The 25659-nt window shown below is 71.1% G+C and carries 30 protein-coding genes; 16 read left to right on the top strand and 14 right to left on the bottom strand.

Going from position 1 to position 25659, the window contains the following annotated elements:
- The first annotated feature begins 53 nt into the window (after nucleotides 1-53).
- Nucleotides 54-2510 carry a GH116 family glycosyl hydrolase gene (locus tag ACYQ78_RS04545; RefSeq protein WP_459799383.1) on the top strand — a complete coding sequence of 819 codons (2457 nt, stop codon included), beginning with the start codon at nucleotides 54-56 and terminating at the stop codon, nucleotides 2508-2510.
- A gap of 284 nt (nucleotides 2511-2794) precedes the next feature.
- Here ACYQ78_RS04545 and ACYQ78_RS04540 read toward each other — a convergent pair whose 3' ends face one another.
- Entirely contained in the window at nucleotides 2795-3784 is a 990-nt protein-coding gene (locus tag ACYQ78_RS04540; RefSeq protein ID WP_459799382.1) for a serine hydrolase domain-containing protein, read from the bottom strand.
- Between the two features lie 63 nt (nucleotides 3785-3847).
- On the opposite strand from ACYQ78_RS04540, the gene ACYQ78_RS04535 reads away from it, so the two are divergent.
- Nucleotides 3848-4300 (top strand): MarR family winged helix-turn-helix transcriptional regulator, encoded by a 453-nt coding sequence (locus tag ACYQ78_RS04535; RefSeq protein ID WP_459799381.1) that lies wholly within the window; start codon nucleotides 3848-3850, stop codon nucleotides 4298-4300.
- Here ACYQ78_RS04535 and ACYQ78_RS04530 read toward each other — a convergent pair.
- Together ACYQ78_RS04530 and ACYQ78_RS04525 are read right to left on the bottom strand one after the other, a co-directional pair.
- Nucleotides 4275-4922, bottom strand: coding sequence for a class I SAM-dependent methyltransferase (locus tag ACYQ78_RS04530; protein WP_459799380.1), 648 nt, complete (start codon nucleotides 4920-4922; stop codon nucleotides 4275-4277). The two genes, ACYQ78_RS04535 and ACYQ78_RS04530, sit on opposite strands and share 26 nt — an antisense overlap.
- A gap of 37 nt (nucleotides 4923-4959) precedes the next feature.
- Nucleotides 4960-5892, bottom strand: coding sequence for an NAD(P)/FAD-dependent oxidoreductase (locus ACYQ78_RS04525; protein ID WP_459799379.1), 933 nt, complete (start codon nucleotides 5890-5892; stop codon nucleotides 4960-4962).
- Between the two features lie 70 nt (nucleotides 5893-5962).
- On the opposite strand from ACYQ78_RS04525, the gene ACYQ78_RS04520 reads away from it, so the two are divergent.
- The 3 genes from ACYQ78_RS04520 to ACYQ78_RS04510 are packed head-to-tail and all read left to right on the top strand — an operon-like array spanning nucleotide 5963 to nucleotide 8034.
- Nucleotides 5963-6553 (top strand): helix-turn-helix domain-containing protein, encoded by a 591-nt coding sequence (locus ACYQ78_RS04520; RefSeq protein WP_459799378.1) that lies wholly within the window; start codon nucleotides 5963-5965, stop codon nucleotides 6551-6553.
- The gene (locus tag ACYQ78_RS04515) at nucleotides 6550-7011 is read left to right on the top strand and encodes an NUDIX domain-containing protein (RefSeq protein WP_459799377.1); all 462 of its coding nucleotides are present in this window, start codon (nucleotides 6550-6552) and stop codon (nucleotides 7009-7011) included. Before ACYQ78_RS04520 ends, ACYQ78_RS04515 begins: the two co-directional genes overlap by 4 nt.
- A 36-nt stretch (nucleotides 7012-7047) precedes the next feature.
- The gene (locus tag ACYQ78_RS04510; RefSeq protein ID WP_459799376.1) at nucleotides 7048-8034 is read left to right on the top strand and encodes an alpha/beta hydrolase family protein; all 987 of its coding nucleotides are present in this window, start codon (nucleotides 7048-7050) and stop codon (nucleotides 8032-8034) included.
- Here ACYQ78_RS04510 and ACYQ78_RS04505 read toward each other — a convergent pair.
- Together ACYQ78_RS04505 and ACYQ78_RS04500 are read right to left on the bottom strand one after the other, a co-directional pair.
- Nucleotides 8004-8252 carry a hypothetical protein gene (locus ACYQ78_RS04505; protein WP_459799375.1) on the bottom strand — a complete coding sequence of 83 codons (249 nt, stop codon included), beginning with the start codon at nucleotides 8250-8252 and terminating at the stop codon, nucleotides 8004-8006. The genes ACYQ78_RS04510 and ACYQ78_RS04505 overlap by 31 nt on opposite strands.
- Complete coding sequence (locus ACYQ78_RS04500) at nucleotides 8249-8593, bottom strand: nuclear transport factor 2 family protein (protein WP_459799374.1); 345 nt, start codon at nucleotides 8591-8593, stop codon at nucleotides 8249-8251. Before ACYQ78_RS04500 ends, ACYQ78_RS04505 begins: the two co-directional genes overlap by 4 nt.
- A 41-nt stretch (nucleotides 8594-8634) precedes the next feature.
- Between ACYQ78_RS04500 and ACYQ78_RS04495 the strand changes: the two genes are divergently transcribed.
- Complete coding sequence (locus ACYQ78_RS04495) at nucleotides 8635-8877, top strand: hypothetical protein (RefSeq protein WP_459799373.1); 243 nt, start codon at nucleotides 8635-8637, stop codon at nucleotides 8875-8877.
- Here ACYQ78_RS04495 and ACYQ78_RS04490 read toward each other — a convergent pair.
- Both ACYQ78_RS04490 and ACYQ78_RS04485 read right to left on the bottom strand, forming a co-directional pair.
- Nucleotides 8861-9412, bottom strand: coding sequence for a hypothetical protein (locus tag ACYQ78_RS04490; RefSeq protein WP_459799372.1), 552 nt, complete (start codon nucleotides 9410-9412; stop codon nucleotides 8861-8863). The two genes, ACYQ78_RS04495 and ACYQ78_RS04490, sit on opposite strands and share 17 nt — an antisense overlap.
- Nucleotides 9409-9762 carry a hypothetical protein gene (locus ACYQ78_RS04485; protein WP_459799371.1) on the bottom strand — a complete coding sequence of 118 codons (354 nt, stop codon included), beginning with the start codon at nucleotides 9760-9762 and terminating at the stop codon, nucleotides 9409-9411. Before ACYQ78_RS04485 ends, ACYQ78_RS04490 begins: the two co-directional genes overlap by 4 nt.
- Nucleotides 9763-9891: 129 nt before the next feature.
- Here ACYQ78_RS04485 and ACYQ78_RS04480 point away from each other — a divergent pair, with 129 nt between their 5' ends.
- The 4 genes from ACYQ78_RS04480 to ACYQ78_RS04465 all read left to right on the top strand — a co-directional run bounded on the left by ACYQ78_RS04480 (nucleotide 9892) and on the right by ACYQ78_RS04465 (nucleotide 14308).
- Nucleotides 9892-11043, top strand: coding sequence for a sensor histidine kinase (locus ACYQ78_RS04480; RefSeq protein ID WP_459799370.1), 1152 nt, complete (start codon nucleotides 9892-9894; stop codon nucleotides 11041-11043).
- A 112-nt stretch (nucleotides 11044-11155) separates the two neighbouring features.
- Nucleotides 11156-12523, top strand: a complete 1368-nt coding sequence (locus tag ACYQ78_RS04475) for a macro domain-containing protein (protein WP_459799369.1) — start codon at nucleotides 11156-11158, stop codon at nucleotides 12521-12523.
- Nucleotides 12516-12803, top strand: a complete 288-nt coding sequence (locus ACYQ78_RS04470; RefSeq protein WP_459799368.1) for a CATRA system-associated protein — start codon at nucleotides 12516-12518, stop codon at nucleotides 12801-12803. Before ACYQ78_RS04475 ends, ACYQ78_RS04470 begins: the two co-directional genes overlap by 8 nt.
- Complete coding sequence (locus ACYQ78_RS04465) at nucleotides 12800-14308, top strand: CATRA conflict system CASPASE/TPR repeat-associated protein (protein ID WP_459799367.1); 1509 nt, start codon at nucleotides 12800-12802, stop codon at nucleotides 14306-14308. Before ACYQ78_RS04470 ends, ACYQ78_RS04465 begins: the two co-directional genes overlap by 4 nt.
- Here the strand turns inward: ACYQ78_RS04465 and ACYQ78_RS04460 are convergent.
- Complete coding sequence (locus ACYQ78_RS04460; RefSeq protein WP_459799366.1) at nucleotides 14244-14699, bottom strand: hypothetical protein; 456 nt, start codon at nucleotides 14697-14699, stop codon at nucleotides 14244-14246. The genes ACYQ78_RS04465 and ACYQ78_RS04460 overlap by 65 nt on opposite strands.
- A 173-nt stretch (nucleotides 14700-14872) precedes the next feature.
- Between ACYQ78_RS04460 and ACYQ78_RS04455 the strand changes: the two genes are divergently transcribed.
- Genes ACYQ78_RS04455 through ACYQ78_RS04445 form a run of 3 tightly spaced genes read left to right on the top strand, consistent with a single transcriptional unit; the run spans nucleotide 14873 to nucleotide 16796 of the window.
- The gene (locus ACYQ78_RS04455) at nucleotides 14873-15013 is read left to right on the top strand and encodes a hypothetical protein (protein ID WP_459799365.1); all 141 of its coding nucleotides are present in this window, start codon (nucleotides 14873-14875) and stop codon (nucleotides 15011-15013) included.
- Nucleotides 15010-15843, top strand: coding sequence for a ThiF family adenylyltransferase (locus ACYQ78_RS04450; RefSeq protein ID WP_459799364.1), 834 nt, complete (start codon nucleotides 15010-15012; stop codon nucleotides 15841-15843). Before ACYQ78_RS04455 ends, ACYQ78_RS04450 begins: the two co-directional genes overlap by 4 nt.
- Complete coding sequence (locus tag ACYQ78_RS04445) at nucleotides 15840-16796, top strand: hypothetical protein (protein ID WP_459799363.1); 957 nt, start codon at nucleotides 15840-15842, stop codon at nucleotides 16794-16796. Before ACYQ78_RS04450 ends, ACYQ78_RS04445 begins: the two co-directional genes overlap by 4 nt.
- Nucleotides 16797-16818: 22 nt before the next feature.
- Here ACYQ78_RS04445 and ACYQ78_RS04440 read toward each other — a convergent pair whose 3' ends face one another.
- Nucleotides 16819-18090, bottom strand: a complete 1272-nt coding sequence (locus ACYQ78_RS04440) for a glycosyltransferase (RefSeq protein WP_459799362.1) — start codon at nucleotides 18088-18090, stop codon at nucleotides 16819-16821.
- Nucleotides 18087-20303 carry a glycoside hydrolase domain-containing protein gene (locus ACYQ78_RS04435; RefSeq protein WP_459799747.1) on the bottom strand — a complete coding sequence of 739 codons (2217 nt, stop codon included), beginning with the start codon at nucleotides 20301-20303 and terminating at the stop codon, nucleotides 18087-18089. Before ACYQ78_RS04435 ends, ACYQ78_RS04440 begins: the two co-directional genes overlap by 4 nt.
- 181 nt (nucleotides 20304-20484) lie before the next feature.
- On the opposite strand from ACYQ78_RS04435, the gene ACYQ78_RS04430 reads away from it, so the two are divergent.
- From ACYQ78_RS04430 to ACYQ78_RS04420, 3 genes are read left to right on the top strand one after another with little or no spacing between them, the layout of a single operon-like run.
- On the top strand, nucleotides 20485-21144 hold the full coding sequence (locus ACYQ78_RS04430; RefSeq protein ID WP_459799361.1) for a hypothetical protein: 660 nt from the start codon (nucleotides 20485-20487) through the stop codon (nucleotides 21142-21144).
- Nucleotides 21053-21727, top strand: a complete 675-nt coding sequence (locus tag ACYQ78_RS04425; RefSeq protein ID WP_459799360.1) for a DUF4166 domain-containing protein — start codon at nucleotides 21053-21055, stop codon at nucleotides 21725-21727. Before ACYQ78_RS04430 ends, ACYQ78_RS04425 begins: the two co-directional genes overlap by 92 nt.
- A gap of 13 nt (nucleotides 21728-21740) precedes the next feature.
- Nucleotides 21741-22376 (top strand): TetR/AcrR family transcriptional regulator, encoded by a 636-nt coding sequence (locus ACYQ78_RS04420; RefSeq protein WP_459799359.1) that lies wholly within the window; start codon nucleotides 21741-21743, stop codon nucleotides 22374-22376.
- Here the strand turns inward: ACYQ78_RS04420 and ACYQ78_RS04415 are convergent.
- The 4 genes from ACYQ78_RS04415 to ACYQ78_RS04400 are packed head-to-tail and all read right to left on the bottom strand — an operon-like array spanning nucleotide 22357 to nucleotide 25649.
- Entirely contained in the window at nucleotides 22357-23211 is an 855-nt protein-coding gene (locus ACYQ78_RS04415; protein WP_459799358.1) for an ABC transporter permease subunit, read from the bottom strand. The genes ACYQ78_RS04420 and ACYQ78_RS04415 overlap by 20 nt on opposite strands.
- Nucleotides 23208-24110 carry an ABC transporter ATP-binding protein gene (locus ACYQ78_RS04410; RefSeq protein ID WP_459799357.1) on the bottom strand — a complete coding sequence of 301 codons (903 nt, stop codon included), beginning with the start codon at nucleotides 24108-24110 and terminating at the stop codon, nucleotides 23208-23210. The genes ACYQ78_RS04415 and ACYQ78_RS04410 overlap by 4 nt, the downstream gene beginning before the upstream one ends.
- Nucleotides 24107-25159 carry a hypothetical protein gene (locus ACYQ78_RS04405; RefSeq protein WP_459799356.1) on the bottom strand — a complete coding sequence of 351 codons (1053 nt, stop codon included), beginning with the start codon at nucleotides 25157-25159 and terminating at the stop codon, nucleotides 24107-24109. Before ACYQ78_RS04405 ends, ACYQ78_RS04410 begins: the two co-directional genes overlap by 4 nt.
- Nucleotides 25143-25649: a sigma-70 family RNA polymerase sigma factor gene (locus tag ACYQ78_RS04400; RefSeq protein WP_459799355.1), complete on the bottom strand. Its 507-nt coding sequence runs from the start codon at nucleotides 25647-25649 to the stop codon at nucleotides 25143-25145. Before ACYQ78_RS04400 ends, ACYQ78_RS04405 begins: the two co-directional genes overlap by 17 nt.
- Between the last annotated feature and the right edge of the window lie 10 nt (nucleotides 25650-25659).

The raw sequence follows: 25659 nt of genomic DNA, 5'->3' as shown, positions 1-25659 counted from the left end.
TGCCTGAAATCGATTTCAAGAACATGTGATTCCAACGTGGAAAGGCGGGGGCCGTGAAGCGGTACTCCGGGGAGGCGCGGCGCGCGGTCGCGTTCCCTCTCGGCGGCTTCGGCACCGGACACATGGCGCTGGCCGGTGACGGCGCGCTGCGGCAGTGGCAGCTCGGCGGGGTGCCGAACCATCGGGGCTTCCTGCCGGACGGCTTCTTCGCCCTTCGGGTGTCGTCGACCGAGCCACCGGACGACGTGGTGCGGCTGCTGCGGAGCGATCCGGTGCCGCCCTCGGCCGATCCCGCGCCCAACGTCTCCGACGCCGAGGTGCCCGACCTGGGGAGACTTCCCGCCTGGCCGACCGTGGAAGGCACCGAGTTCCGGGCCGCCTACCCGTTCGCCGAGGTGACCTACCTCGATTCGGCGCTTCCGGTGGCGGTGTCGATGTCGGCGTTCACGCCGTTCGTCCCGCTCGACGCCGACGCGAGCTCGCTGCCCCTGGTGCGCTACCGGTTCACGTTGACCAACACGAGCGCCGAGTTCCGGCACGGGTTCCTGCTCGGCACGCTGCAGAACGGGGTCGGCTGGGACGGGGTCACCCCGATCGACGGCACCCGGGGCGCCGGTTACGGCGGGAACGTGAACCGGCTGCTCAGGCGGCCGGGGCAGACCGGGGTGCTGATGGACAACCCCTCGCTCCGGGAGACCGACGAGGGCTACGGCGAGATGCTGCTGTGGACCGACGCGCCCGCCCTCGCCCTGCCCCGCGCGATCAACGCCGAGGCGCTGCTGCGTTTCGCCGAGACGGTGAAACTCGTGACGCCGGTGCAGCTCGGCGATTTCTCCGACGCCGCGCTCAGGGCGGCGCTGGCCGACGGGGCCTCCCCGATGAAGGCGCCCGCAGGGCCGAGCCCGGCCGGGTTCACCTGGGACGCCGGTATCGCCAGCGCCTTCGCATTGGCGCCGGGTGAGACCGCGACGATCGATTTCGTCCACGCGTGGTGGTTCCCCAACCGGTTCGCCGACTTCGACCGGTTCGGGCCGACGCCTTCCTATGCGGGCAGCCGGTTCTGGGTGGGCAACCACTACGCGACGCGGTTCGGCGGCGCCGTCGACGTCCTCGACACCTATCTGGCCGACCGCGACCACCTCGACACGGTGTCGCACCTGTGGGCGTCGGCGATCGCGGACAGCGACCTTCCCGGCCCACTGAAGGACGTGATCTCGGCCCAGGGCACGCTCATCCGGTCACCTTCGCTCTTCCGGACCGCCGACGGGCGGGCCTACGGGTTCGAGGGGGCGCTCGGGGCGTCCACCCGGAACTGGAACGGGGACGTGGGCGGGTCGTGCCCGTTGAACTGCAACCACGTCTTCAACTACGAGCAGGCGCTGGCCCGGCTGTTCCCCGCGCTCGGACGGGACATGCGGGAGACCGAGTTCGCCGTCCAGGCGCCCGACGGGTCGATCCCCCATCGGGTGGCGTTGCCGCTCTACCTGCCGCAGTATCACGACGTCGCCATCGGCGGGCCGGTCCGGCCGGCGCTCGACGGGATGCTGGGGGCGGTGCTCAAAACGTACAGATCAGTTCTGGACGGCTCGGGCACCGGCTGGCTCCGCGAGCAGTGGCCCGCGCTGCGGCGGCTGATGGAGCACATCACCCGCACCTGGGATCCGGACGGAACCGGCATCCTGCGCGGCGACCAGCCCTGCACCTACGACATCAGCCTGCACGGGCCGAACATGTTCGTCGGCGGGCTCTGGCTGGCGGCGTTGCGGGCGATGGAGGAGATGGCCCTGCTGGTCGAGCCCGCGCTTTCACCGGGTTTCGCGAAACTCTTCGCGCTCGGCCGTGACGGCTACGACGCGTTGCTGTGGACGGGCGAGTACTACGGCCAGCCGGACACCGGCGAGGAGCATGATTTCGGGCAGGGCTGCCTGTCCGACCAGCTTCTCGGGCAGTGGTGGGCACACCAGCTCGACCTGGGATACATCCTGCCCGCCGACCGGGTGCGGACGGCGCTGGCCTCGATCGTCCGGTACAACCTGCGGACCGGGTTCGAGCCGCACGGCTACCGCGCCTTCGCCGACGGCGGCGAGACGGGCTTGGTGGTCTGCACCTGGCCGCACGGCGGGCGGCCCGCGGTGCCGCTGCGTTACTGCGACGAGGTGTGGACCGGCGTGGAGTACCAGGTCGCGGCCAGCTGCCTGTACGAAGGCCTGACGGACGAGGCGTTCCGGATCCTCGACGGCCTGCGCGAACGCTACGACGGCACCCGCCGCAACCCTTTCAACGAGATCGAGTGCGGGGACCACTACGTGCGCGCGATGGCCGGATGGTCGCTGCTCGACGCCTACACCGGCTTCCGCCGCGACCCCGCGACCGGGGAGATCACGGCGGAAAGGCCGGGAACGTTCCCCTTCGTCGCGGGGACCGGCTGGGGTCTGGTGACCGTGTCGCCTGGTGGGGAGACGTCGGTCGAGGTGCTGGGCGGGGACATCTCAGCGGCCCGGCTCGCCTAGGTGCAACCCGGGCGCTCCTGTGCACAGGAGCGCCCGGCCAAGCGCGCCACGCCGCAATGCTCTATTCCGGACCAGTTGCAAGGACCCGGGGCAAGCCGCCCCGACTCTCATTTCAGGCGCAGGCCGGCCCGACTCCGGATCAGGCGCAAGTCAACCCAACCCGGATCGGGTACAGGCCGACACAACTCATCCACGCTCGGAGTTCATGGCATCTGAGCACCGCCGAAGTCGGCGAGGTAGGCACTAGTCGTCCTGTGACCTCCAAAGCTGGTGACGCCTGCGGCTCAGTTGTACAGAGCCTCGACCAAGGCGCCCCAGCGTGGGTCCGGGCCCGCCGGGGTGAGCAACGTCCGGCTCGGGGTGAAGGCGAAGGCGAAACCCTCATCTGGGTCCGCGAAGGCGAGCGCCCCACCCGAGCCGCTGTGGCCGAAGGCGCGCGGGTTCGGGGAGAACGGCCGGGTCGGGTTGCTGAGCATGAAGCCCAGTCCGAATCGGGTCTCCGAGCCGAGTACCTCGTCGTGGCCCTCGCTCCGGGGTTCGATCATCTCGGCCAGGTTCGGGCTGGTCAGCAGGTCGCCGTAGAGGGTGGCGAGGGCGCGGGCGTGCGCGTGGACGTTCGCGGCGGGGATCTCCGCCGCCCGCCATTCAGGGGTGTTCGGCAGGCCGGGCCTGAGTTGCTCGGCCGGGTTGGTGAACGCCTTCACGGTGATCTCGGTCGCCGTGAGCTGCGGCAGCGGGCCGTGCGCCTCGGGTGCCAGCACGTCTCTGACCGGGGTTCCCTCGGCGAGGCCGACGCTGAGGCCGTCGATGTTCAGGTCCTGGACGAGTTCCCTCACGGTCCGCCCCGTCGCCCGCCGCAGGACCTCGCCGACCAGCCAGCCGAAGGTCACGGCGTGGTAGCCGTGCCGCTCCCCCGGTGGCCACCACGGTTGTTCGGCGGCGAGTGCGGCGGTCATGGCCGTCCAGTCGAACAGGGAACCGTCGGGGAGGGGGCGGCGGACGGCGGGCAGGCCGGCGCGGTGGGAGAGCAGGTCGGCGACGGTGCAGTCGGTGGCGAACCCGGGCCACCAGTCGCGCACCGGTCTGTCGAGGTCGGTGAGGTGCCGGTGGGCGAGGGCGGCGACCACCCCCTTCCCGACGGAGAAGACGTTGACCACGTCGTCGCGCGACCAGTCGCCGGCCCATTCGTCGACGACGAGTTCCCCGTTCTCATAGACGGCCAGGGCCGCTCCCCCGGGGCCGGCGGCGACGATCCGCTTGAAGATGTCTCTCATGACGCGCTCCTTATTTGAAACCTTGGTTGTGCAACCTTGGTTGAGTATCAGAGGATGCGGGACGTGCCGTCAAGAGATCTCACGCTGATGTTCGCCGCGCTCGCCGCCGTCTGCGAGGAACGGGTCAGGGCCCGCATGGCCGGGGCGGGCCATCCCGACGTGCGGCCGGTGCACGGTTACGTGTTCCAGCACCTGCTCACCGGGCCCGTCCGGGTCACCGACCTGGCCGAATTGCTCGGCATGACCCCGCAGGGGGCGTCCAAGGTCGCGGCCGAGATGGAGCGGATCGGCTACGTCACCCGGCGGGTGTCGGGCGACGACCAGCGGGTCCGCGCCATCGAGCTCACCCCACGGGGGCGCGAGGCGATCGAGGCCGGGCGGGCGGCCCGGCTGGCCGTGACCGAGGAACTGCTCGCCGGCCTGCCCGAACCCGAGCCGTTCCTCGACGACCTGGCCGACCTGTCGGAGCGCACGGGCGCCCTGCGCGACCTCATGGCGCGTCGGCTGAAACCCTGACCGCCGCCATCACGCGGTCGTCGAGAACGATCTCGCTGCCGTCGAAGTGGGCGATGACCGTGCGCGGCGTGGCCACGATCGGGATGGGCCGCCACTCGGCCGGGTCGAGCACGGCCAGGATGTCGAAGTGGTCGACCACCAGCAGCGTGCCACCGGGACGGACCGACGCCGCGAGGGCCGGGATGATGTCCTCCAGGGCGTGGACGTAGTTGGTGCAGACCAGGTCATATCCCTCGGCGGGGGCGGTCCATTGGGTGAGGTCGGCCTGGCCCCAGGTGATCCTGTCCGCCACCTCGGGGGCCTCCTTCTCGGCGAAGGTACGGGCGTGGTCCAGCGCCACCGAGGAGATGTCGACGGCCGTCACCTCCCAGCCCCGCTGGGCCAGCCAGATCGCCTCGGCCCCGGCCCCGCATCCGGCGTCGAGCACCCGCCCGGGGGTCAGTCCCTCGGCGACGGTGATCAGGTAGGGGTTGGGGTCATGCCGCAGGCTGTCGGGGTGAGCGGTGCCGTACTTGTTCTCCCAGAACTCCCGATCGAAGACCTCGTCATGATCGGGGTGAGCCCCATGGCCGTGACCATGACCATGACCATGACCGTGGGCGTGAGGTTCGGTAGTGCTCATCTTCGCTCCATGTACGTTCGTTACTAGCAGGGCATGGTCATGCGGTCAGTTTGCGGACCGCTTCGCGGGTCTCTTCCGCGATCAGGTCGGCGTTGATGCGGGCTCCGGCCATGGCCCCCGCTGCCGCCGAGGCGCCCACCTGGGCCATCAGGTCGGTGGCGTTGCCGGCCACCCACACCCCCGGCACCTCGGTCTGGCCGTCAGGCGAGGCGGGGATGTGTTCGCCCACCCCCATCGGGTGTTCCACCGCCTTGAGGCCGAGCGGTTCCAGGAACGAGGTCCGGGCCACCAGCCGGGTCGTGACCGCCACCGCGTCGCGGGCGACCACGGTGCCGTCGGCGAGGCGGACGCCGGTGATCCGGTCATCGGCGATCTCCAACCCGGCCACCTCGCCCGGAACCACGTGGATCCCCCGTGCCCGCAGCTCCAGCTCCTGCTCGGAGGTGGGCGGGGCGGTGGTGTGGGTGAAGAGGACCACGTCATCGCTGAGCTGGCGGAACATCATCACCTGGTGCATCGCCGCCGGGCTGGTCGCCAGGATTCCGATCGCGCGGTCGCGGACCTCCCACCCGTGGCAGTACGGGCAGTGGACGACGTCGCGCCCCCACCGTTCCCGCACCCCGGCGATCTCGGGCAGCACATCGGTCAGGCCCGTCGTCACCAGCAGGCGACGGGCGCCGACCTGCCGCCCATCGGCCAGGCTCACCGTGAAACCGGGAGCCACGCCGACGACCGAACCGGTGGCGATGTGGCCGCCGTACGACTCGACTTCGGCTCTTCCCCTGGCCAGGAGTTCGGCGGGTGGGGTGCCGTCGTGGGCGAACAGGCCGTGGACCTGTGCCGCCGGGGCGTTGCGGGGCTCGCCCGCGTCGATGACCAGCACCGATCGGCGCGAGCGGGCCAGCATGAGAGCTCCGTTGAGCCCGGCCGGTCCGCCGCCGATCACCACTGCGTCGTAGGTGTCGTTCATGCCGACACTGTGCGCCCGAACACGGCGGACACGCAAACCTTCTTGCCGATCTGGCAAACTAGGGAGGGTGATGGACGACATCGGCCAGGCCCTCGACGCGGTCGGTCCCCGCCTCCGGGCGCTGCGCAAGGAGCGCGACACCACCCTGTCGGCGCTCTCTGAGGCGACCGGGATCTCGGTCAGCACCCTCTCGCGGCTCGAGTCGGGTGCGCGGCGGCCCACGCTCGAACAGCTGCTGCCGCTGGCCCGCGCCCACGGGGTCACGCTCGACGAGCTGGTCGACGCCCCGGCGACCGGCGATCCGCGCATCCACCTGCGGCCGACGATCCGCAACGGGATGACCATGTTGCCGCTGACCAAGCGGGCGGGCGGCGTGCAGGCGTACAAACTGATCCTGGCTCCCGGGGCCCGCAGCGGCGAGCCCGATCTGCGGACGCACGAGGGCTACGAATGGCTCTACATCCTCAACGGGCGGCTGCGGCTCATCCTGGGCGAACACGACGTGATCCTCGAACCGGGCGAGGCCGCCGAGTTCGACACGCGCGTGCCCCACTGGTTCGGGGTAGCGGGAGACCAGCCGGTGGAGTTCCTGAGCCTGTTCGGAAGCCAGGGTGAACGCATGCATCTGCGCGCGCGCCCGCAACGGAAGGAGACGACATGAGAGGGCTGGTCGCGAAGCTGTGGAAGTCGCTGCGGGGGCCTCTCCAGTGGAGGTTGCTCTACGCCTCGCAGGCGAAGTTCATGGTCGGCGTGGTGGGGGTGATCCGCGACGACGACGGCCGCGTCCTCCTCCTCAAGCACCGGTTCTGGCCGGAAGGCCGACAGTGGGGCCTGCCGACCGGCTACGCCAAGCGCGGCGAGACCTTCGAGGACACGGTGGTCCGCGAGGTCATGGAGGAGACCGGGCTGAAAGCGCAGGTCAACCGGCTCGTCCACGTCGAGAGCGGGTTCCGGTTGCGGGCCGAGGTGGCCTACGAGGGCGAACTGCTGGGCGGGGTGCTGGCCCTCGATCCGACCGAAATCCTGGAGGCGGGCTGGTTCCCGGCGAGCGGCCTCCCGGCCGAGACCATGCCGGGCCACCGCCGATTGGTGGCGGCGACCACTGACCAAGGTCGGTAGTGCCGACTGACCTTCTGACCGGCACGGTGAGGGGGCATGAGCCTTCTCACCTTCCTGCTGGCCGGAGCCACGGCGCTGTCGCTCCCCGCCCCCACAGGACCTCACCCGGTCGGCGCCGTCTCGCTGCACCTGGTCGACAAGTCCCGCACCGATCCGTGGGTCCCCGCGTCCGGGCCGCGCGAGCTCATGGTGACGGTCTGGTATCCGGCATCGGTTTCGAAGGGAAAGCCTTTCCGGTACGTCACCACGGCCGAATCGGCCAACATCCTCAACGGCATCCCTGGGGTCGATCCCGGTGTGCTGGCCACGACCCGCACCCACGCGCGGTCGGGCGCCCCGATCGTCCGGCGGAAGTTGCCCCTCGTCGTGCTGTCCCCCGGGTTCTCGTTCCCCCGGGCCACGCTGACCTCGCTCGGTGAGGATCTGGCCAGCCGGGGATACCTGGTGGCGGCGGTCGAGCACACGTACGAATCGGCCGGAACCACCTTCCCCGACGGGCACACGACGACCTGCGTGGTGTGTGAACGCCCGCAGACGAAGGAGCTCGGCGCGCAGGTGTCGGCCGGCCGGGTCAAGGACCTGACGTTCGTCATCGACTCGTTGAAGAAGCGGTTCAGGTTCGACCGGGTCGCGGTGGGCGGGCATTCGATGGGCGGTAACAGCGCCGTCCACACGATGGCGGCGCGTCCGTCGATCAAGGCCGGGTTCAACCTCGACGGGACGTTCCTCCCCGACGCACCCGCCCTGAACCGGCCGGTGCTGCTGATGGGGACCGTCCGCACCGACGCGACGTGGACGGCGTTCCAGGCGCCGAAAACCTGGCTGGAGGTGACCGGAACCGACCACTCGTCGTTCACCGACTACGCGGTCCTGCGCGGCCAGGTGGGCCTGCCGTCCCAGCCGCTCGACGGTGCGCGGGCCGTCGAGATCACGCGTGCGCACGTAGCGTCGTTCCTCGACCGGCACCTGAGGGGCCGCCAGACGGCGGAACCTCAGTTCCCCGAGGTGCGCAAGCGGGCCTGAACCCCGTGATCGGCGAGGACGTCGCGGAGCAGGGCGCGGCAGGCGGCGTCCTCGTCACGGAAGACGCGCAGGCCGGAGCGCTGGCCGCGTTCGCTGTAGTAGACGTGCCAGCCGTCGGAGGCTCGCACGAGGCAGTAGCGTTCGTCGAGGTCACGGCCGATGGAGTGGACGTCGATGCCGAGTGACGAGAGGTAGGTCGCGAGTTCGGCGGCGGTCATGCGAGCGTGCCCTGGTGGTAGCGCGCGATCCAACCGGCGTCGGTCCGGGTCCAGATCGTCGACCGGCGGCTCAGCCGTCCGGCCTGGTCCAGCAGGTAGGTCACGAGCCACGTGTCACCGTCGAGACGTCGCGCCGCGAAATCGGCGATCTCCCAGGGGTCGTCGTGGGGGCGGGAATGCCGCTCGGCCAGGGTGTCGAGCACGTACTCGCGCGGGTAGAGCCGTCCGGAGGCGCCGACCTCGAAGAAGTCGTCGGCCGTCAGGGCCTCGAAGACCGCCCGGCCGGCCCCTGCGGGGACCCGGTGGAAAATCGGTTCGAGCGCACGGAGCTCCACGTCCACGACTATCTCCCAGATCACCCTAAAGAGTACGATCAGCGCTTATGGCCACGTTAACGGCAACGGTGCCGCTGCTCGCGCTGTTCGTTCTCCTCACCACCGGCGCCTGGGTGCACAGCGACGCGCATGCCCGCAGGGAACGCGGCACCCTGCCCGTCGTGACGGTCGGCACACTGCGGATCGACTCTCCGGCAGCGTGGTTCCTAGGGTGCCTGGTCCTGTGGGTGGTCTTCTTCCCGCTCTACCTGACGGCGACGGGCCGCAACCCGTTCACCAGGAGTTCCTGACCATCCGCTCGCCACCGAGCGAGAGCAGCAGGAACATGTCGAACGCGTGGACGTTGGCCAGGTCGAGCCGCCGGATCGCCTCGATGGTCGTCTTCGCGTCGGCCACGTGTTCGAGGGTCTCCGCGCGGACCGCGTCGTAGTCGGGGTCGTAGTCCGCGGCGTGGCGGAGCTGCTGGAGTTTGCCGAACGACTCGGAAAGTAAGGCCAGGTCGGGGTCGACTCGGCCGTTGACGCTGAGCAGGCGCGTCACCACCTCGGGCGCGCTCTTCTTGGCTCCGATCGCCTCGACCCATCGGGAGGTCTGGCGGAAGTTGCCGTGGGCGTACCACCGGCTGACGGTGTGCCGGTGATCGTCACCGCCCTTCCCCGCGACCCGCCGTACCCCTTGGCCGACGAGTTCGTGGAACACCGCGTAGTAGGCGGTCGAGGTCGCCCGGCGCAGGTGTGCGGTCTGGAGGCGCCCCGTGCCGGTGGCCCGGCCCGCCATCTGACCGGCGAGGCGCAGGTACTCCTCGGCCTTGAAGGTGCGCTTCATGCGTCATCCCGCCCGAAGGCGATTCCTTCCTCGTCGTCGTATTCGGCTTCGACGAGGTCGCGCTCCGCCCAGTCCCGGGGTGAGTAGAACCGGGTGTAGATGTACTGGTCCACGCCGTGCTCGGCCGCCAGCCTGTAGCAGTTCATGCCCACCACGTGGCGCACCATGGGGTCCCAGCCTTCCTCCACCTCCCCGTCCATGACGACGTAGGCCCACAGGGCGTCCTCGCCCTCGGAGTCGACCATGGGTTCCAGGGTGACCTGGCGGATGCCCAGGTCGCCGGGGATGTCGGCGGTGCGGATGGCCTCGGCCAGGTCGGTCAGGGTCTGTGACCATTGGTCTGCGCTCATGACGAGCATTGTTCTCGGTTGCATACGTCCAATAGACCATTAGAATGGTCTCCTTGTCCTCCGGATGAGAATCATTGACCCCCAGATGCCGGGGATGGCGGTCGCGAATCACCGCATTACGCTCATCTCGTGCGCGTTACCCGGCTGACCCCGACCGACGGCCTGGTGGCCCTGGCGGTCGGGCTGTTCGCCCTCATCGAAGAGCTGACCGGTGGAACCGAGCTGGCCGAGCGGCCGATGCTCGCCCTGTGGGTGGCCGGTGGTGCCGGCACCGCACTGCTGGTGCTCTTCCGGCGCGTGGCGCCCGTCACGACGATGGCGGTCTACACCGTGGCGTCGTGCGCGGTGTTCGCGATCACGCTGGCGGACGCCGCCGCCTGGCAGTGGCTGACCGAGCTGGTGTTCCTGTTCACGGTGCTCAGCCAGACGCGGCTGCGCAGCGCGCGGGCGCTGTTCGCGGTGGCGGCGACCGCCGTGTTCGTGCTCTGTATGGGGCTGACCTATGGCGGGGCCCGGTTCGCCGAGTACGCCATCGCGGCGTCCATGTCGGCCATCGCGGGCGGAGCGGGCGCGGGGGTGCGCCGTTATCAGGTGCAGGCGCACCAGGCCGACGCGCGGACCGAGGCCGTGGTGGCGCGCAGTGAGCGGCTCGTCCGGGAGGCCGTCGCCGACGAGCAGGCGCGGCTGGCCCGGGAGCTGCACGACATCGTGGCGAGCAGCGTCAGCATGATGGTGATGCAGGCGGGCGGGCTGCGCCGCACGCTCCCCGCCGACCTGGGCCGGGAGCGGGAGGCGCTGACGCACATCGAGTCGACCGGCAGGGCGGCGGTCGAGGAGCTCCAGCGGATGCTCCACCTGCTGCGCGGTCCGGCCACCGACAGCCGGTTGCCGCAGCCGGGTCTGGCGCGGGTCGACGACCTGGTGGAGCAGTCGCGGACGGCGGGGCTCGACGTGGTGGTCGAGGTGACCGGTGACCCGGCGCCGCTGCCGGCGGGCCTGGATCTGTCGGCGTACCGGATCGTCCAGGAGGCGCTGACCAACACGCTGAAGCACGCGGGGCCGACGCGGGTGACGGTGACGATCGACCACCGGCCCGGGGAGCTGCGGCTCGACGTGTGCGACGAGGGGCCGCGGGCGGGATATCGGCCGTCGCCGCGTGTTCCGGGCGGGCACGGGCTGATCGGGATGCGGGAGCGGGCCACGCTGTTCCACGGCGACCTGACCGCGAAGGCGCGGGAGGGCGGCGGTTTCGAGGTGCGGGCGATTCTGCCGATCAAGTGATTTCGGACGCCTCTTAAATCACCGAAAACAATGATTCTTCGCCCGTCGTTTCCCATGTGCTATTTATCGTAGGGCTAGTATCTTTTCATCCCAGACGAGGCTGGAGAGGTCGTTGGCGCGTATTCAGGTGGGGGTCCTGGGGCCCACGATCGTACGGAACGACGACGACGAAGTCCGCCTCCGGCCTTACACGACCAAACTCCTGCTCCGGCTGGTCGCGGCCGAGGGCGAGTCCGTGTCGACCGAAGCCTTATACCGCGACATCTGGGGCGATCCCGTCAACGGCCGCATGACCCGCGCCCATCGGACCGAGGTCCAGAAGCGCATCCTCGAACTCCGCAAAGCCCTCGACGACGACACCCTTGCGAACAACGACCCGCTCAAAGTTCTGCACACCGAGCAATTGCTCGCCGAACGCGGCTCGGAATCAGCATATCGGCTGACATTGGACGCCGAACGCCTTGATTTGCTGGAATTCGCCGATCTTGTGAATCGCGCGGCCTATGCCGCGCCCGCCATGGCGGTGGCGCTGCTGACCAAGGCGCTCGGCCTCTGGCGCGGACGGCCCCTCGCGGACATCCCCGGCGCGGAGTTCGCCCGCCGCCTGTCCCGGCGGCTGACCGACCTCTACACCTTCGCCCAGCGGGAGCTGATCCGCGCCCATCTCGAGCTCGGCCATCCCGACCTCGCGCTGCCGATCGCCGAGCACCTCGTACGGGAACTGCCCGACGACGCCTCGGCGGCGGAGCACCTGTCGGCGGTCCGCACCCGGCTGCGCGAGCGGGACGGGCGGGTCTTCCTCCGCCGCGAGTTCGGCGGGCTGCGGGTCACCCTGGTGATCCAGCACGGCGACCTGTTCGCCGAAGACGACGCCAACCTCGTCGTGGGTTTCAGCGACACCTTCGACACCGCCACGGACGACGACGTCGTCATCGCCGGCGACAGCGTGCAGGGGCAACTGCTGCACCGCGTCTACGCCGGTGACCGTGCCACGCTCGACCGGCATCTGCGCAACGGCCTGCGCGGGGTCGAGCGTCTGTCCAGCGAGAGCCGCGAGGACAAACCGCGCGGCAAGCGCACCCGCTATCCGATCGGCACGGTCGTGCCCCTCCACCTGCCCGGCCGCCGGATCTTCGCGGTCGCCTACAGCAGGCAGGGCAACGACCTGGTCGCCCAGTCGTCGCCCGCCGACCTGCGGCACGGCCTCGACGCGCTGTGGGCGTCGGTCGCGGTGCGGGGGCTCTACAAGCCGGTGGCGATCCCGGTGATCGGTTCGGGCCTGGCCCGGGTGGCCGAGCTGTCCAGGGAGCAGCTCGTCATCATGATCGCCGACTCCTTCCTGACCGCCTGCCGGAGACGCCGCACCAGCCCGGAGCTGCGGATCGTCGTCCGCTCCGAGGAGCAGGCCCAGATCCGGCTGGACGACGTGGAACGTTTCATCGAAACCCTCGATCACGACGGACGGGGCCCGCATGCCTGACGCACTACACGCCGACCTGCTGGAACTGCTCGAAGACGTATTGGCGTGGCAGTTGTCACCGGCCCGATGGGACGGCGTGGCCGCGCTGGTCGACTCCATCTCGTCCGCCCACGAACGCGGTGACCGCGACGAACTGGCGGCCGCGATCGCCGAGCTCGACCTGCTCGGCCCGGTGCGGATGCACCGCATCGGCGACGCCCCGGTCGTGCCGCCGCCCCCGAAGGTGCGGGAGTGGGTCAACCGGCTCGTTCACGCCGTCGCCGAGGAGGACGCCGAGTGATCCTCGACCAGCAGTTCTTCGCCCACCTCTACCTGCCCGCCGACGGCCCGGACGCGGCCGCCGCCTACCAGGGGTTGCGCGATCTGTGGGACGCGTGCGGCCTGCAGCTGGCCCTGACGGAGCCGATCCCCGGCGTCGGCCTGCCCCACGTCCTCCCGGCGTCGCTCGACGGCCTGCCCGCCGACGGCGAGGTGGCGGTGGCCGCGATCGAGCGGCCCGGCGCCGACTGCCAGCTCATCCTGCGCCGCCACCACGACGTGCTGGCGCTGTCGATCGCCCTCGCCCCGGCGGCGGCGCGGGCGCCGGAGGACGGCGACTGGGTCTGGTGGCGGCGGCTCGGCCACCAGTGGGCCGTGCTGGTCTCCCGCCACGTGCCCGCCCCGCTCGGCGAGGCCCGCATCCATCTGGCCCGCGTGGAGGAGACGCCCGACCCGGTAGGGCTGCTGACGCCGCTGCTGCCGACGACCGTCCACGACGACCCGGGCGACATGGTCACCACGCCCGGCGGCCTGCGGATCTGGGAGACGGCGGGCGCCGACGACGAGCGGGTGAGCCGCAATTTCGTGCTCGCCGTGCCACCCGACGGTGACGCCGTCGCGAGCGCCTGGGTGTGGTCGCGCGGGGACACCGCGATCCCGCCGCTGGCGCGCTATCTGCTGCACGCCGCCAAGCTCCGCTACGAGCTGCGGGTCTGGCGCCAGGCTCCCAAGGTCCGCCCCGCCCACGCCGACCTGCGCGACCTGCACCGGACGGTCACGATCGCCTCCGACAACCTCGCCGCCGCCCTCGGCCCGGAGCTCACCGGCGGCCCCTTCCACGACGACGCCGACCTGGCGGCGTGGTTCCTGCGGCAGCTCGACCACGACATGGGCTACGCGGAAACGGCCCGCGACCGTAGAAGGACGCCCGAACCCGTGGTCGAGCCGTCGTACGACCGCAACGTCTTCGTCGTGTACGGCCGCGACGAAGACGCCCGCAAGGCGCTCTTCGCGTTTCTCCGGGCGATCGGCCTCAACCCGCTCGAATGGGAGGACCTCGTCGCCATGACCGGCGAGGCCTCGCCGACGCTGGGCCAGGTGGTGCGGACCTGCCTGCCGATGGCCCGCGCCGTCGTGGTGCTGCTGACGCCGGAGGACGTCGTCCGGCTCCATCCCGAGCTGCACGGTCCGGGCGAGCCCGACGCGGAGGTGCGCGGCGGGATGCAGGCGCGGCCCAACGTGCTGCTGGAGATGGGGATCGCGTTCGGCGTGAACCCCGAACGCACGGTGATCCTCCAGGTCGGCGACCACCGTCCGGTCACCGACCTGGGCGGGGTCAACTACATCCGGGTGAGCGGGTCGCCGGAGTTCCGGCAGAAGCTCGTCAACCGGCTGAAGACGGCGCGCTGCGACGTGAGCCTGACCGGCACCGACTGGCTCACGGCCGGCGACTTCGGGTCGCTCACCGCCCACCACAGGTCGCCAGAAGACGGTCCCGGGGACCGACCAGCTCCACCCGCGCCCTGAGCGGCTCCGGCAGGGGGTCGAGCAGATAGTCGCCGGTCACCCGCGTGACCGAGCCGGTATACCAGGGCCGGAGCACGACGACGGTCCGGACCGTCGTCCCCTCGGGCCGCGCCGAGATGGACGCGAACGCGCCGGTCAGCAGCGTCCGGCGCAGCCGGTCCCACGACGACCGGACGAGCAGGTGCAGCTCCGCCGACACGTCGCGCAGGTCGTGGAAGGCGAGGCGGGCGGCGTTGGCCAGTTCGGGGACGTGCGCGTCGACCCAGGGCACCAGCGTCTCGCGAGTGCAGCGCATCAATATCGGCCACAGGCCGAGCGCCAGGCCGGAAGGGGGCCAGCCCGCCAGGGTAGCGAGGATCTCGGCGAGGTCGGCGGGCCGATCCTGAGTCATGAGGGCACCCCACCAGCGACGACGCTTCCCCGGCAACATCCCCGGTGCTTCCCGGGCGCTTCCCGTCTGCGGCGGTATCGGCCGTGCCCGGAACAGAAGCGCGGGGGAAGCACGCTCGAAGCGGTCGTCGTCGCACGATGACTCGGGACGGCCACAACCCCCGGAGGTGCGCAGTGACGGAGCACGCAGAGGTGATCCTCGACGGCCGGTCGGAGGACGTCCCCATCGTGATCGCCTCCGACGGGACGATCCACGCCGCCTCCAGCGGAGAGCGGGGCGTCGCGATCCACGACGCCAGGGGTGACTACCGATGACCGGCGCGATCGACACCCGGCGCATCGACCACCTCCTCGACGGCTTCGACGTCGGCCGGGTCGAGGTCACCCTGGTCGGGCTGGGCAGCGGCGGCGCCCAGCTGCTCCAGCCGCTCGTCATGTCGGGCCTGCGCCGATGGCACCTGTTCGATCCGGACGTGCTGGAGCCGGTGAACCTCGTCAAGCATCCCGCGACCCGCGCCGCGCTGGGCCGGCCGAAGGTCGAGGTGATGCGCGACTGGATCCTCGACCGCAACCCCGATGCCGACGTGCGGGTACACCAGGCCGACGTCATGTCGGCCGACACCTTCGACGAGGCGGTGCGCTCGTCGGCGCTGGTGATCTGCGCCGTCGACGACTCGGTGGCGCGCGGGTGGCTGAACGCCCGCTGCGTGGAGCTGCGCCGCCCCGTGCTCACCGGCTCGGTCCTGCGGACCGGCCTCGGAGGTCAGGTCTATCTGTACGTCCCGGGCCAGACCGGCTGCCACAGCTGCATGCGGCAGGTCGCCGACCGGAACGGCGCCAACCTGGAGGACGCCCTCGACCTCACCGACGAGGAGCGCCACCACCGCTACGGCCTGGGCGAGAGCGGGTTCACCACCTCAGGGCTGGCCGTCGACATCGCGATCGTCGCCTCCTTCCAGGCGCACATGGCCTGGAGCGCCATCGCCGGCGGCCGGTCGCGCTACGTGCCGAGGCTCAACTTCAACTGGATGACGGTCGGCATCCGTCCGGAGAAAGGGGTCTTCACCTCCCACTACCAGACCAAGCGGCTCCTGGTCCTGGCCCAGCGGGACTGCCTGCTCACCTGCGGGGGCGAGCGGGCATGACCGAGATCCACCTGAAACTGGAACTCCACGAGCACGTCGCCGGCCGGGCGCTGGAGGAGATCCGGTCCCACCCCGGCGTCGAGGTCGGCGGCAAGTTCGTCGGCTACGTGGAGGGCCGCCTCCCGGAACCGCGCGTCGTCGTGGTCGCCTACCTGGACGCCGGGCCAGGCGGGCACCGGACGGCCGTCCGCCACCTGTCGGACACCGCTTACCAGTTCCGGCTGTTCCAGGAGGTCGCCCGGGACTTCCCCGGCCTGCACTTCCTCGGCCTCTGGCACAGCCATCCGGACGGCCACGGAACCCTCAGCCAGGGCGACGAGCACACGGGCACCGTCACCGTGAACAACCCCGGCCACGAGCACGACTTCCTGCTGTCGTCGCTGGCGGTCGACGCCGGTGGGCTGCGGGCCGGACGGCACTTCGTCTTCCTGCGCGGCCGGCCGGGCTACCTGGAGATCGACCCCGGCGACGTGACGGTCGTCCGGGGCCCGAACCCGGTCGCCGACCGGATCGCCGAGGTCGCGCAGAGACTGCACCGCACGAGCCGGACCCCCGACCCGGCGCCCGACCTCCCACCGGAGAGGACCCCGGTGACGTGGCTGGAGACGGCGGCGGGGAAAGCGGTCGTCGTGGAGGACCGCGGCTGGCTGGCCGAATATCCGGGCCTGCGGCCGTACCTGCGGGAGGGGTCGATGGTCTGGCGGGGGGCCATCGACCTCTCCGGCGTCACCGCCGACTGCGAGTACGCCTACCCGGCCGACTTCGCGGCGTCGGCGCCGGTCGTCGACGTGCGGACGGTCGACGGGGCCCACGCGGTCCGCTACACGCTGCCCTCGTGGGAGCGGCGGGAGAGCGGCTTCCACTTCGCCCTGGCCAGGCTCAGCGACCTGATCACCAGCGGCAGGGTGACGTGGGAGGACGACGCCGACACGGCGCGGACCCGTCGATCATGAGCCCGCGCCGCACCGGAAACGGTCAGGCGCTCTCGCGGAGCGCCGTCTCGGGGAACAGGTCGTCGAACACGACGGCGCGGTCGAACTGCATGGCCCACTCGCGGGCCCGCACCTCCATGTCGCGCCGTTCGGTGCCGTTCATGTCGAGCACCACCCGGTCGATCGCCGCCGCGATGCCCGCCACGTCGCCCTGTTCGACGATGATGGCGGCGTCGCCGACGGCTTCGAGCGTGCCGCCGGTGTCGGTGGTGATGATCGGACCGCCGCCCGCCAGCATCTTCTCGGCCAGGGCGATGCCGAACGTCTCGACGAAGTCGGGCTCGGGTTTGGTCGGCAGCACGTAGGCCGCGCTGCCGCGCATCAGCAGGGGCTTCTCGTTGTCGTCGACGTCGGTGAGGACGACGACGTGTTCGTCGGCCGCGGCGATCGCCTGCACTTGCGCCAGTGCGGTGCCGGTGCCGGTGACCACCAGTTTGACCTTCTCCCTGCTGCGCGCCTGGCGGAAGGCGGCGAGCAGGTCGAAGATGCCCTTCGCGGGGGTGACCCGGGACAGGAACAGCAGGTAGCCGTCCCGTTCCAGGCCCCGGCGCGCGAGGGCCTCGTCGACGAGCGTCAGGTCGGGGTCGAGGAACGCCGAGGAGTCGATCGGCGGATAGCTGACCGTCACCCGGCGGCGGCACTGTTCGGCGAACGTGGTGCCGACGTGGGCGTCGACCTCCTCGGCCGAGGCGATGATCTCGTCGCGGGTGTAGTCGGAGACGGCCACGACCTCGTCGTTGGACAGGAACGTGGTGAACAGAGCGGTGGCGGCCCCGAAGCGGTCGTCGCGCAGGCAGTTGCGGATGACGTTGGTGACGTCGGAGCCGACGGCCTTCGCGAGGGTGCGCACGTTGGGGTTGAAGCCCGCCGCCCTGGCCGCGTTGACGGCGTCGAGGACGACGTTGGCGTGCGGCACGGTGTACATCGACAGGACGGTCGTCGGCACCGGTTCGGACAGCAGTTCCACCAGGCGCCCGGTGAGGCCGGCCAGATGGCGGCCGTCGGGCACCCGGTAGTCGCCGACCGGTTCGGGGCGTTCGACGGTGATCCCGGGACTGTAGGGAAGCAGCCGGTCGAGGGGCTTGAGGGGCAGCCCGGCCGCTTGCAGAGCCGCGATGGGCCAGGTCAGGAGCCTGACGTCATCGTAACCACGGGTCAGTGCCACTTCGGCGAGGTTGCGGGCCTCGCCGGAGTGGCCACAGATGACCGGGTCGGCCCTGACCACGATCACGAGGCGGCGACGGGGGTGGGTCATCGAGTCTCCTCCGATGTCGCAGGGGGATCGGACAGGGACGGCGGGCGGACACCCCGCCCCCATCCCGATGGCTCGGGGCCGAGTCGCAGGTGCAGTCTGCCTCCGCGGTGGACGGTGGCAGCCGTCAGGTGTGCTGCGTGCAGGGGGCGGCCGTCGAGGGTGGCCGACTGAACGTATTGGACCGGGGGCTCACGGTCGGCGCCGTCGGAGCTGATCGGCGCCTCGCTGAGGCCACTGGCCTCGATGACGAACTCGCCTTCTCTTACCCTCAGGACGGACCGTTCGAACGCGGGTGCGTTGATCAGGAAGAGGTTCTGCCCGGCGACCGGGAAGAGCCCGAGCGAGGCCCACACGTACCAGGAGCTCAGGCCGCCGGAGTCGTCGTTTCCTGGCAGCCCGCCCGAGCCGGTGCCGAACTGCCACGTGAGGGCCGAGTTGATGATCTCGGCGGTACGGTCAGGGCGTCCCGCGTAGTGATAAGCCCATGGCGCCTCCATGTCGGGTTCGTTGTTGAGCCCCTCGAACCGGTTGAGGGCGTAGCCGGCCGCCATCTCGGCGGCCTGCGGGCGCTGCCCGGCCTGCTTCACCGGGGCGGCGCCGTAGCCGAAGAACTGGTCGAGCTTGCCGATGAACGCCGCGTCTCCCCCGGCCAGCGCGATGCGGGCGGCCATGTCGTGGAGCAGCCGGAACGAGTAGTTCCACTTGCCGCCCTCGTAGAACTCGGAGTCGCGGAGCAGGCCGGTGCCGGGGTCGAAGGCGTTGACCCAGCCGTTGGCGCGGCGGCCCAGGTCGTCGGCGAGCCTGTGGTCGCCCAGCGCGCGGGCGAGCTGGGCGGTCAGGTGGTGACCGTAGGCCAGGTCGAGGGTGTGCGTGATCGGGTGGACGACGCCGTGCTCGAAGAAGTCCTCGCCGTACATGCGGCGCAGGTCGTCGGCCATGTGGACGAGCGCCCAGCTCCAGTCGATGCCGGGCAGGTCGAGCGCGTGGGCGTCGGCGATGGCCGTGTGGGCCAGCGCGCTGCCCTGGCGGAAGAACCGGTCGGCGCCGCGGGCCATGCGGTAGCCGATGGGGAAGTTGCCCTCTTCCTCGCAGACCCTGATCAGCGATTCGAGCAGGTCGGTGGCCTTGTCGGGGGCGATCGCCGCCAGCAGCGGGAGCTGGGTCTTGTAGATGTCCCACATCGTGCAGACGTCGTAGGCATAGGGCCCGGAGTTCGGCCAGAACGGGCTCTCGTCGTCGACGATGCACGGCTTGATCAGCGAGTGGTAGAGCGCGGTCGAGTAGACGGTCTGGCGGGCCGGGGTGCCGCCCTCGACCTTGACCCGGTCGAGGTGGTCGCTCCAGCGGGCGCGGGTGCGCAGCTTCACGATGTCGAACGCGTCCTGGCCGAGGCCGCACTCGCGTTCGAGGTTCTCCCTGGCCTGGTCGCAGCCGCGCAGCGAGAAGCCCATGCGGACCTCGACGGTCTGCCCGGCCGTCGTCGGGCCGATGAAGAGCATGCCGAAGGGGCGCATGTTGGTCTGGCGGATGCTGTCGAAGTCGAGGCGGGTGCCGCCGTCGATGAGCCGCCGGTCGTACCAGAGCATCTGGCGCCAGCCGGGGGACACGACGTCGACGTACACGGAGAGCGGCACGCCCTCCATGACGACGGTGCCCTGCACGCGGCCGTGCCCGATGTTCTCCACCTGGGCGCGCAGCGGGACGGTCCGGCCGAGGTCGATCTTCAGCCCGCCGCACGAGAGGTCGATGACCACGCGGGAGCTGCTGGACCTCGGGAAGGTGTAGCGGTGGACCGCCACCTTCTGGCCGACCGTGACCTCGCACCGGATGCCGGTGTCGAGGGTGGCGGCGTAGTAGCCGGGCGAGGCCTCCTCGTCGGTCAGCGGCCACGACTGACCGAGGTCGTCGAGGGGCTGCACCATCGGAGTGACCCGCACGTAGTTGTAGTACTTGCGGATCGCGCCGGTGCCCGACTGCTGGAAGTGGGTGAACCCGCTGGCTTCGAGGCGGTCGAACATCGCCTCGGGCACGCCTTCGGTGTTCTTGGCGTAGCGACCGTAGCCGGTCGGATAGGCACCCGAGTAGGCACAGGCCGAGACCATGCCGAGAGGTGAGGTGGCCCCGGGGTGGGTGTTGCCCACCTGCGGTTTCGGCCACCACCACGTGGCGGCCAGCCCGCCCGCGGGGGGCAGGTCGGTGGCCGCGGTGCCGATGAAGGGATCAACGTTGTCGAGAATGCAGAGACACTATCCGGCCCCGGCCCCGGCTTAGGTTTCCACGAAGTGAAATCCATGATTCGCCTGTGCAAAAAGATCCCCGTGACCTGGGGATTTGAGCGGTCGCTCAAATCGACGTAGGCTCTTTTGAGCGACCGCTCAAAAGAAGGGTTCCGTCGTGTACGTCGAGACGTTCGTCCGCGCCGACCCCGGCGAGCTGTGGCGGCTGACCCAGGACCCGGCCCTGCACTCCCGCTGGGACCTGCGCTTCTCCGAGATCAGGCCGGTCGACGCCCGGAATTTCCGTTACCGGTGGACGGTGATCACCGGTGACGGGTGGACGACGGCCGACCGTTCGCGGGGGATCTCGACGCTGCGCTTCGCCTCGGCCGACCGGCGCTCGCCGATCGTGTCGGGCTCCGGCTACTGGCGCTACGTCCCGGCCGGCGACGGCGTGCGCTTCCTGACCTGGTACGACTACACGCCCCGCCACCGCCTCCTGGATCCGGTCTTCCGACCCCTCATGTGGTGGGCGACGGCGTGGTCGTTCGACCGGCTCCGGCTGTGGCTGGAACGGGGGCGCCCCCCAGAACTGCCCCTGCTCCAAGCGGTCGCCGAGGCGGCCGTCCGGATCGCGGCCGTCGCCTGGACCGGCTCGCCCTGGGTCGCGCTGGCCGCGATCACCCTCCCCCACCTGCCGGGCACGCCATCGGCCCGGCGCTGCGCGTACGAGAAGAGGAGCGACGATGACATCGATCTTCCAGCGGGCCATGGGGCCCGCGTTCGGGCGGCTGCATCCCGAATTACGGCGGCGCTTCGGCGTGGAGACCGGCGGTGAGGGATGCGTCGGCACGGGGGTGATGGAGCGCATCTGGCACAGCCCTCTGGTGAAGCCGTTCCTGCTGCTGGGGGCCACGCGGAACGTGCTCGTCCCCGACGACGGGCGGGACGTGCCGTTCCGGATCGAGAACCTTCCGTACGTCGACTCGTTCGGGCGGGAGACCGTCACGTTCGTGCGGACCTTCGAGCTGCCGCGCCGGACCCGGCGGTTCGACGCGACGATGGTCCACGATCCCGCCGGGGGGCGGATCGTCGACTATCTGGGGTCGTACCAGCATCTGGCCACCGATCTGGCGTTCTCCGACGACGGCCGGGGCGGGCTGGTGATCCGGTCGGGTGAGCAGCGGATCTACGAGGGGTGGCTGGCCTGCCGGGTGCCGGGCGTGCTGACGGGGCGGGCGATCGTCCGGGAGTCCTTCGACGAGGAGAGCGGGCTGTTCCGCATCCGGGTGACCGTGTCGAACCACCGGTTCGGGCCGCTGTTCGGCTACCGGGGGACGTTCGCGGCGGCCTACGTCGACATGGCCGGATACGGCGTGCCCGCTAGGGTGAAGCCGCGTCGCGAACAGGTGCGCCTCTGATCAGGAGAAGCGAATGGGAGACACCCGGGCCAGGCTGCTCGACGGTGCGCTGGAGGCGCTGCGCACCCGGGGCATCGCGGGGGTGTCCGCGCGGTCGATCGCGGCGGCGGCGGGGGTCAACCAGGCGCTGGTGTTCTACCACTTCGACGGGGTCGACGACCTGCTCGCCCAGGCGTCGAAGCACGCCGCCGAGCAGCGGGTGGCCGCCTACCGCGAGCGGTTCGCCGCCGTCACGTCGATGCGGGAGCTGCTCGACCTCGGCCGCGCCCTGCACGTCGAGGAGCGCGACGCGGGCAACCTCGCGGTGCTGGCGCAGATGCTGGCGGGCAGCCAGACCGACCCGAAGCTCGCCCCGGCCACCGCGATCGGCCTCTCCCTCTGGGTGACCGAGATCGAGGCCGTCATCCAGCGAGTGATGGCGAGCGGCCCGCTGGCCGGGTTCGTCGACGTGGGCGGGCTGGCCAGGGCGGTCGCCGCCGGTTTCGTCGGCCTGGAACTCTACGAGGGCGTGGACCAGGCCGGCGCCGAACGCGCGCTGGCGGCGCTCGAACAGCTCGCCGACCTGGTGACCGTGCTGGAGGAGATGGGTCCGCTGACCCAGCGGGCGGTGAAGGCGACGCTGCGCCGGTCTACAGGTCGCGGCGCCTGAAGACCAGCGCGGCGAGGCCGAGCACCAGGAGCGTCCAGGCGATCGTCCAGGCCAGATAGACGGCCGTCGGCGGGGCGTCGCTCAGGAAGGGGAAGCCTCCCCTGACCGCCGGGCCGCCGAACTGGAGGAGCGCGGTGGAGTCCTGGAAGGCGTACATGGCGCCGCGCCACAGGCCGTCGGTCGGGAGCAGGACCTGGGAGACGGTGCCGACGGCGGCGACGCTGTCGTTGCCGAGGCCCCGGCCCACTCCCCCGACGACCCCGGCGATCCACGTCGCGCCGAACAGGCCGACGGCGACCACGCCCGACGCCATCGGGGAGATCAGGGTGGCCAGCAGCAGGCCGAGGGTCAGCAGGACGGCGGTCTGGAAGGCCAGCAGCGCCAGACCGGTGGCCGGGCTGGGCGGCCAGTAGCCGGTGGTGGCGTACACGATCACGAACTGGGCGAGCCCGGCCAGCGCGACGAAGCCGCCGCCGAAGGCGATGAGGCCGAGCCACTTGCCGATCAGGACCGTCGAGCGGCGGACCGGCCGGGCCAGGATCGACAGGGCGACGCCCGACTCCATCTCGCCCGCGAGGGTGGGCCCGGCGAGGAAGGCGGTGCCGAGGGCGGCGATCAGGCTCAGCCCGAACATGACCAGGTTGAGCAGCTGTGAGGCGATCAGCCGCAGCTCCCCGCTGGTCAGCAGGGCGCCGTCGAACTCCCGGGTGACGAGGGTGTGGAAGCCCCACGCCGACAGGCCGAGCAGCACGACCGTCAGCACGGCCAGCGCCCGCAGCACCTTGCGCCGGGACGCCTCCTTCAGGGTGAGGGCGGCGAAGGTCAGAGCGGTCATCGGTCACTTCCCAGGATGTCGAGCAGCCGGTCTTCCAGGCTGACGCGGCCGGGCTCGACCGCGTGCACCCGCACGCCGAGCCCGACCAGGTCGGCGACCAGATCGGGGATCTCGTCCCCGCCGAGGTCGGCGGCGAGCGCGACCGTGACCACGTCACCGTCGTGGTTCACCGGACCGGCCTGGGCGAGGCGGGCCTCGGCCTCGGGGGTGAGTTTCTCCAGCCGGAGCCGCACCTCGGAGCTCCCGAGGAGTTCGGCCAGGGTGCCGGAGGCGGCGACGCGGCCCTTGTCGAGGATGACGACGCGGTCGCAGACCCGCTCGACCTCGCCGATCAGGTGGGAGTTGAGCAGTACCGCGACGCCGCGCTCCTTCAGCGAGAGCACGAGGTCGCGCACGTCGGCCCTGCCGATGGGGTCGAGCGCGCTGGTCGGTTCGTCGAGCACCACGAACTCGGGGCGCGCGACGAGGGCGACGGCCAGGCCGAGGCGCTGCTGCATGCCCTTGGAGAACCCGCCGACCCGGTCGCCCGCCCGGTCGGCGAGCCCGACCAGGCCGAGGGTGTCACGGAGTTCCTTCTCCGGTACGTCCGCCGCCGCGAGCCGCACGTGCAGGTCGAGGACCTCCCGGGCGGTGAGCCAGGGCTGGTAGCGGAACAGTTCGGGCAGGTAGCCGACCTTCGCGCGGGCCTGCGGGTCGGTGACCGGGCGGCCCAGGAGCATGACCTCCCCGGCGTCCGGGCGGACCAGCCCGAGCATCATCTTGATGACCGTGGTCTTGCCTGCGCCGTTCGGGCCGAGCAGGCCGAGCACCTCGCCCCGGGCGACGGAGAACGAGATCCCGTCGACCGCGACCTGCTTCCGATAGCGTTTGCGCAGGCCCGAGGCCCAGACGGCGTTCATCGAAGGCCCCGCGCCACCGCGAGCACGTCGTCGGTGCTGAGCAGCCCGGCGACCGCGTTGACGACGCCGTTCTCGACCCAGACGACCCCGTTCATGCCGCCGGTCTCGACGAGGGTGGCGGGCTTGCCGCCGACGTCGGTGACGGAGGTCTGCTTCTCCTCGATCGAGGAGAACAGCGGCAGCGTCATCCCGCCGGAGAAGCCCCTGAGCTGCGCCGCGACGTCGGCGGGCAGGAACGAGAGCCCGAGCAGGTAGTCGCGCACGGTCTCGAACGGGACGCCCGAGGAGTAGACCGTCGGCGCGGTGACCCTGGCGACGACCAGCGAGGGGATCTCCCGCTCGGAGGCCCACACGGCGGCCAGGCCCGGCCCGGCCGACAGCTTGAACCTGCTCCCGTCGAGGCCCGGCGGCACCGGCGGGGCGGTCGTCCCGGCCTTCGCGGCGGTCTTCGCGGTCGTGGCGGCGGAGAAGGTGAACATGCCGCCCGCCTTGTCGACGACGAAGTAGGCGGGGTCGCCCGACACCCCGCGCGGCAGCGCGCCCACCGCCGGAAGGGTCAGCCCCGAGTCCCGCTGGGCGGCGGACAGGCCTTCTGCCCTGCGCACGTTGAGGTCCTCGGTGAGCCGGACCTCACCGAACTCGTCGAGTTCGGGGAGCTTGGCCAGTTCCGACTGCGGCGCCGTGACGGGGGCGATCCGCTCGGCCTGGAAGATCTGGAGCCAGTCGGCGGCGGCCGCCGCCCCGGCCCCGGTCACCAGGACGGCCGCTCCGGCGATGGCGACGACGGGGCTGCGCAGGCGGGAGCGCCAGCGGCTCACCACGGTCATCCGGCGGGGCGGGGCGGCGGCGGAGAATCGGGTCCAGGCGGTGTCGACGTCCACGTCGGAATCGGCCTGGAGCATGGTGGTGGCGAAGGCGGCGTCCTCGCGGATCACGGCGAGTCCTTCCTGGCAGGCGGGGCAGTGGGCGATGTGGTCGCGGTCGGCGTCGGGGACCCCGTCCGGCTCGTCGAGGAGCCGGCGCAGCGTGCCGTCAGTCGGATGACGCATGACGGTTCAACTCCTTGCGCAGAGCGGATTCGGCCCGTCGCACGATCGTGCCGACACTGCCGGGAGACAGATCGAGGGCGGCGGCGACCTCGGCGTAACTGAGGCCGCTGTGCCGCAGTACCAGCGCGACCGCCTGACGGCGCGGCAGCCGGGCCAGCGCCTCGCGCACCCGGCGGCGTTCGTCCCTGGTCACGACGGCGTCGGCGATGTCGGGGGCGACGCCTTCACCGGTCGCCGACTCCTCCCGGGCCACCCTGCGGCGGCCCGACCGCAGGTGGTTGAGCGCGGTGTGCGCGGCCGCCACCGACAGCCAGCCGGCCGCCTCCCCCGCGGGGATCTTCGTGCGGCCGAAGGAGAGGAAGACCTCCTGGGCGACGTCCTCCGCCTCGTCCCTGGAGCCGAGCACGCGCGCGGCGACCGCGACGACGCGCGGATAGGCGGCCCGGAACACCTGCTCCAAGTCGGCCCGGACGGGCGGGTCGGACCCCACGGCGACGCCC

This window comes from Herbidospora sp. RD11066 (assembly GCF_054661255.1).
Note: the sequence above shows the minus strand (reverse complement) of the source record. Positions and strands in the feature narration are given on the sequence as shown.

Coding starts and splice junctions, on each gene's coding strand:
- ACYQ78_RS04540 (WP_459799382.1), bottom strand. CDS start 3,784: ATGAGAGACATCTTCAAGCGGATCGTCGCCGCCGGCCCCGGGGGAGCG.
- ACYQ78_RS04530 (WP_459799380.1), bottom strand. CDS start 4,922: ATGAGCACTACCGAACCTCACGCCCACGGTCATGGTCATGGTCATGGT.
- ACYQ78_RS04525 (WP_459799379.1), bottom strand. CDS start 5,892: ATGAACGACACCTACGACGCAGTGGTGATCGGCGGCGGACCGGCCGGG.
- ACYQ78_RS04520 (WP_459799378.1), top strand. CDS start 5,963: ATGGACGACATCGGCCAGGCCCTCGACGCGGTCGGTCCCCGCCTCCGG.
- ACYQ78_RS04515 (WP_459799377.1), top strand. CDS start 6,550: ATGAGAGGGCTGGTCGCGAAGCTGTGGAAGTCGCTGCGGGGGCCTCTC.
- ACYQ78_RS04510 (WP_459799376.1), top strand. CDS start 7,048: ATGAGCCTTCTCACCTTCCTGCTGGCCGGAGCCACGGCGCTGTCGCTC.
- ACYQ78_RS04505 (WP_459799375.1), bottom strand. CDS start 8,252: ATGACCGCCGCCGAACTCGCGACCTACCTCTCGTCACTCGGCATCGAC.
- ACYQ78_RS04495 (WP_459799373.1), top strand. CDS start 8,635: ATGGCCACGTTAACGGCAACGGTGCCGCTGCTCGCGCTGTTCGTTCTC.
- ACYQ78_RS04490 (WP_459799372.1), bottom strand. CDS start 9,412: ATGAAGCGCACCTTCAAGGCCGAGGAGTACCTGCGCCTCGCCGGTCAG.
- ACYQ78_RS04485 (WP_459799371.1), bottom strand. CDS start 9,762: ATGAGCGCAGACCAATGGTCACAGACCCTGACCGACCTGGCCGAGGCC.
- ACYQ78_RS04470 (WP_459799368.1), top strand. CDS start 12,516: ATGCCTGACGCACTACACGCCGACCTGCTGGAACTGCTCGAAGACGTA.
- ACYQ78_RS04460 (WP_459799366.1), bottom strand. CDS start 14,699: ATGACTCAGGATCGGCCCGCCGACCTCGCCGAGATCCTCGCTACCCTG.
- ACYQ78_RS04450 (WP_459799364.1), top strand. CDS start 15,010: ATGACCGGCGCGATCGACACCCGGCGCATCGACCACCTCCTCGACGGC.
- ACYQ78_RS04445 (WP_459799363.1), top strand. CDS start 15,840: ATGACCGAGATCCACCTGAAACTGGAACTCCACGAGCACGTCGCCGGC.
- ACYQ78_RS04440 (WP_459799362.1), bottom strand. CDS start 18,090: ATGACCCACCCCCGTCGCCGCCTCGTGATCGTGGTCAGGGCCGACCCG.
- ACYQ78_RS04425 (WP_459799360.1), top strand. CDS start 21,053: ATGACATCGATCTTCCAGCGGGCCATGGGGCCCGCGTTCGGGCGGCTG.
- ACYQ78_RS04420 (WP_459799359.1), top strand. CDS start 21,741: ATGGGAGACACCCGGGCCAGGCTGCTCGACGGTGCGCTGGAGGCGCTG.
- ACYQ78_RS04415 (WP_459799358.1), bottom strand. CDS start 23,211: ATGACCGCTCTGACCTTCGCCGCCCTCACCCTGAAGGAGGCGTCCCGG.
- ACYQ78_RS04410 (WP_459799357.1), bottom strand. CDS start 24,110: ATGAACGCCGTCTGGGCCTCGGGCCTGCGCAAACGCTATCGGAAGCAG.
- ACYQ78_RS04405 (WP_459799356.1), bottom strand. CDS start 25,159: ATGCGTCATCCGACTGACGGCACGCTGCGCCGGCTCCTCGACGAGCCG.